Annotated in this window: 3 protein-coding genes and 4 pseudogenes; 5 read left to right on the top strand and 2 right to left on the bottom strand. The window is 51.9% G+C overall.

The genetic code is table 11. The features are described 5' to 3' along the window. The first annotated feature begins 83 nt into the window (after positions 1-83). The 3 genes and pseudogenes from EII23_RS11430 (at position 84) to EII23_RS11420 (ending at position 2,173) form a co-directional block, all read left to right on the top strand. A complete protein-coding gene (locus EII23_RS11430) occupies positions 84-1,214 on the top strand; it encodes an iron-containing alcohol dehydrogenase (protein ID WP_124793479.1) in 1,131 nt (376 codons plus the stop codon). A gap of 121 nt (positions 1,215-1,335) precedes the next feature. After that, positions 1,336-1,434 (top strand): annotated as a pseudogene (locus EII23_RS13670) (short-chain dehydrogenase); the annotation flags it as partial. Between the two features lie 121 nt (positions 1,435-1,555). Further along, positions 1,556-2,173, top strand: coding sequence for a flavodoxin (locus tag EII23_RS11420; protein ID WP_260424707.1), 618 nt, complete (start codon positions 1,556-1,558; stop codon positions 2,171-2,173). A gap of 77 nt (positions 2,174-2,250) precedes the next feature. Here the strand turns inward: EII23_RS11420 and EII23_RS11415 are convergent, their stop codons facing one another. Next, entirely contained in the window at positions 2,251-3,162 is a 912-nt protein-coding gene (locus EII23_RS11415) for an AraC family transcriptional regulator (protein WP_124793478.1), read from the bottom strand. Between the two features lie 182 nt (positions 3,163-3,344). Here EII23_RS11415 and EII23_RS11410 point away from each other — a divergent pair. After that, positions 3,345-4,097: pseudogene (locus tag EII23_RS11410) on the top strand (GDSL-type esterase/lipase family protein); the annotation flags it as partial. Positions 4,098-4,175: 78 nt separating this feature from the next. Continuing rightward, a pseudogene (locus EII23_RS11405) lies at positions 4,176-4,567 on the top strand (cupin domain-containing protein). A gap of 9 nt (positions 4,568-4,576) precedes the next feature. On the opposite strand, the pseudogene EII23_RS11400 reads toward EII23_RS11405, so the two are convergent. Continuing rightward, a pseudogene (locus EII23_RS11400) lies at positions 4,577-4,661 on the bottom strand (IS5/IS1182 family transposase); the annotation flags it as partial.

Here is a 4,661-nt window from a genome sequence, read left to right as displayed (position 1 = left end):
CTTTTGCCAACCCGCCAAGCTGTCGGCGGATTTCATCCGCAATCGCCAGCTTTAGCTGTTTCCGATACCACCGGCTTTAGCCGGTGGAGCATTCATTCGGTTCAGGTCAGGAAAGCCATCTTCCCGCAAAACTGAGTGCTTATGGCAAAAAAATCCTTCTGACCTATGGTGGCGGCAGCATCAAGAAAACCGGCCTTTATGACAAGCTCATGGATTTGTTGAAAGACTTTGAAATCTTTGAGCTTGGCGGCATCGCTCCCAACCCGAAAATCGAAAGCGTCAACACCGGAGCTGCCATCTGCAAAAAAGAAGGCATCGACGTGATTCTGGCCGTGGGAGGCGGCAGCACCATCGACTGCTCCAAAGCCATCGCCGCTGCCGCATACTATGACGGAGACGCCTGGGACTTGCTTCTGGATATGAGCAAAATAACCAAGGCGCTGCCTATTGCCGTAGTGTTGACCATAGCCGCAACCGGGAGCGAAATGGATTCCGTAGCGGTCATTTCCAATATGCGAACCAACGAAAAGCTGCCGCTGTACTCTCCGCTTATCCTGCCCAAAGTGTCCGTCCTGAATCCGGAAAATACCTATACCGTACCGCCGTTTCAGACGGCGGCCGGTTCAGCGGACATCATGTCCCATGTCATCGAAAACTACTTCGACCGTGAACAGGCATTCGTTCCGGATGCGCTCAATGAAGGACTGTTGCGGGCCGTCATCAAATATACTCCCATCGCGCTGAAGCAGCCTTCCAGCTACGAGGCAAGAGCGCAGTTGATGTGGGCCAGCACGCTGGCATTGAACGGCCTTGGCTCCACCGGCAAAACCTTCGCATGGAGCTGCCACTACATCGAGCATGAATTAAGCGCTTTTTATGACATTACCCACGGAGCCGGTCTTGCCGTACTGACTCCCAAATGGATGCGCCATATCCTTTCCGAGGATACTGTGGATAAATTCTGCGATTACGCCGTCAATGTCTGGGGGCTTGAACGCGGAAACGACAAATTCACCTTGGCCAATCAGGGTATCGACGCTACCGAAGCTTTCTTTAAAAGTATTGGCCTTCCTTCAACGCTTGCCGAGTTCGGTATCGACAATACCCACTTTGAACTCATGGCGAAGAACGCCGTAAAAATAGGAGGACTCAGGAATGCCTATGTGCCGCTGTCTGAAAAAGACGTGGTCACTATTCTGCAAATGAGCCTGTAAAGCAGGTCGGCATCTGAGAACCGCTTTGAGTCGCATCCTCTTTTCTCACGGAACATACTTAAACAAAATTCAGACCATATAAGGACAACATGTTATAGATATTCAGGAAAAAGTCGCCTTGGTGGCCGGAGCTACCAGCGGCATCGGCGAGGCTGCAGCAATTATGTTCGCCCGCAGGGGCGCATCGGTCATGCTTTCCGGGAGACGTGAAAACCTGTTGCATGCCATCGTCAACTGTTCCTCCGTCGTGTCGCCTGTCATGCTTCCAAGCACGCCGTTCTCGGCATGCCACACTTTATCTGACACACCTGGACGTATCTTTTACATAAAGGAGTTTCTGTATGAAACGGACAACATCACCAGACAGCCATCTTTCCAGACGAAATTTTTTGAAATATGCCGTTATGGGGACTGTCGTCATCAATGCTGCGATGCTTTCCAGTTTTTCTTCATCGTGGGCCGCTGGATCCAAGGGGAACAATATGCTGATTCTCTATTTTTCACACTCCGGAAATACTCGCAAGATAGCGGAACAGATTCGTGAAAGAATGGGGGGAGACATGATTGAGCTTAAGACCGTCACCCCATATCCCAAGGATTACGACGCCGTAGTGGATCAGGCGCAACAGGAACAGCAGAACAATGCCAGACCGCAGATTGCTACAGAAATTCCGAATCTGGAAAAATATGATATCATATTCCTTGGTTTTCCCAGCTGGTGGGGCACTATTCCCATGCCGTTTTTCACCCTGCTGGAAAAATACGATATCGGTGACAAAACACTCATTCCATTCTGCACACATGAAGGCAGCCGCTTTGGACGCAGCGAACAGGATCTCAAGCGGCTTTGCCCCCGCGCACGGATGCTTGAAGGATTTGAAGTACGTGGTTCAAGAGCCGGTGGAGCGCAAAGAAATGTAGACGCATGGCTCCATAAAATCGGCCTTTTGACCGAGTAAGCCGGAAGCTCTGTAGTCCTGGGCCTGTCTGGAATATTTCCAGACAGGCCCTTTTCTTTTTTGGTATTATTATCCAGCTATGCAGTACATCTTCTTCTGTTGATATCCCGGTGCGGAGGTTCCCCGAACATACGCTTGTACTCCCGGTTGAACTGCGTCACGCTCTCATAGCCCACGGACAGCGCCGCGCTGGCAGCGCGTTCGTTTTCCATGAGCATCAGACGCTGCGCTTCATACAGACGCAACTGCTTGTGATACTGCAATGGGCTGAACCCTGTAATGTTTTTAAAATGGCGGTGCAGGCTTGATACCGACATACTGACCTGCCGTGCCAATGCGTCCATACGCAGAGAGGTAGCAATATTCTGCCTCATAAGTGCAATGGCCTGGACAACCTGGTTATTCTGCGAACCGCGCGTGTACAGTCCTTGCAAAGCGCCTCCCTGTGGACCGATAAGAAGCAGATAATGAAGTTCACGCATAATAATCGGCGCACGGATGGGAATCTGCTTCGGCTTGTCCAGCAGTTCCACAAGCCGCAGCATGGTTTCCATGAACTCCGGTTCCGCTTCGGCGATGGATACGCCCTGATCTCCCATGAAGGACGGTCTTTCCTCCGGTTCCATTTCCATGACCAGATCACTCAGAATCTGCCTGTCCAGATAAAAGAAAAGGGAAAGGAACGGTTTTTCCGGCGTGGGGTCGATAACATAGGACGTACTCGGCATGTCCACCCCGGAAACAAGGCATTGGTTTGCGTGTATGCGAAATTCCTGTGCGCCTACAGTGGAATGCTTGCTGCCCTGGATGATGATGGAAGCGAGCGGCTTTTCAAAGCAACGCTCCGAGTTGTTGACCGCTTCCCGGCGCACCAGATTCAGTCCGCTGACGGCGGAAGCGCGGGCATCCGGTTTCTCCAGATGCCGCAGCAAAATTTCTTTCAATTTTTCATTGATCTCTTTTACTTTTTTCTTGTTGTCGTCAGCCATGTGCCATACCTCCCACAGCCAGGAAAGGGATTCGCGCTTTCTTCACTCGTTTATGTACGTGCCTCTTTTCTACCTCATTTCTCTTTCTTTGAACAGCCTTTGACAAAATAAGGCAACTTTTTGATAAAAAAAGCTCTTTTACAGGATGGGGCCAACCCATATTTGTAATAAACAAAGCATAAATGTCCCATCAATCATGCAATAGTCCTGACCGAGGAGAAAGCATGAAAAAGTTGAACGTCGTCGTCTTGGCGTGCTGCCTCTTTATTTTGGGGGGCGCCGCTTCCGCCGGAGCCGCCGAAGGCATGAAACGTATCCTGGTGTTCGGTGATTCCAACACCTTTGGCTATGTTGAGGATGCCCAGGGAATAGTAAACCGGTTACCGTTGAATACGGCCTGGCCGGGTAAAATGACCGCTTTGCTTGGCGCTGACCATGATGTGGTGGTCGAGGGGCTGAGCGGGCGCACAACCAATATGGACAGCCCGGAACGTTCCGGCACCGGCATCATTCCCGGCGCGGGCATGAACGGAGCCGCGTACCTCCCGGCGGCGCTTTCTTCGCATATGCCGCTGGATATGGTCATCATCATGTTGGGGACGAACGACCTCCGCAAGGACAAAAACCGCAATGCCTCGGATATTGCATCCGGCATCATGCAGCTCGTTTCCATTGTCCAGAAAGGCGAATGGCAGCAGCGCACGCGCTTTCCCATACCAAAGGTGCTGGTCATCTGCTCTCCGAAACTGCATCTTCAGCAAAGTCCTTATAAAAATGCTTTTGAAGGTTCTCTCGCCAAAAGCGAAGCTCTCCCCGGCATTCTTCGCCCATTAGTGGAATCTTCCGGAGCACTCTTTTTCGACGCGGCCACAGTTGTTCCCTTTGCCCAGGGAGAGGACGAAATCCACCTCTCGGTGGAAAACCATGCGGCCTTGGCCCAGGCTGTGACAAGAGAGGTGAGAAAGGCATTCAGCAATCCCGACAATGACATAACAAGTAACAAAGAGACAAACATGGACAGAATCACGGAAGTATTCCCGCGTGGCGGGGCAAATACGGCGTATGCCCGATATTTCGTGGGCAACAGCTACCTGAACATGCTTTCCACGGAGGGCGTGGTTATCGGCAATGTCACCTTTGAACCCGGTTGTCGGAACAACTGGCACACGCATCATGCCACAAAGGGTGGCGGGCAGATTCTGCTCTGCACCGCCGGGCGCGGCTGGTATCAGGAGTGGGGCAAACCGGCCCGTGAACTGCACCCGGCGATGTGGTCAACATTCCTGCAGGCGTCAAGCATTGGCACGGTGCAGCAAAGGACAGCTGGTTCGTGCATCTTGCCGTGGAAGTCCCAGGTGAAAACACCAGAAACGACTGGCATGAACCCGTCAGCGATGCGGACTAGATAGTGTCGTCACGAGATTGAGGCCCATAAAAAGATACATCTGATCTGAATAGCGGCCAAGAATGAGGCTGCATTTTTCGCGTATCGGGTCGCA

This window comes from Desulfovibrio sp. OH1186_COT-070, assembly GCF_003860215.1.
Lineage (GTDB): Bacteria > Desulfobacterota > Desulfovibrionia > Desulfovibrionales > Desulfovibrionaceae > Desulfovibrio.
The sequence above is the reverse complement of the archived record's forward strand: the minus strand, read 5'-3'. Positions and strand labels throughout refer to the sequence as shown.

Bases quoted from the DNA above. Each gene is read 5' to 3' on its own strand.
- EII23_RS11415 (WP_124793478.1), bottom strand. From the start codon at position 3,162: ATGGCTGACGACAACAAGAAAAAAGTAAAAGAGATCAATGAAAAATTG.
- EII23_RS11420 (WP_260424707.1), top strand. From the start codon at position 1,556: ATGAAACGGACAACATCACCAGACAGCCATCTTTCCAGACGAAATTTT.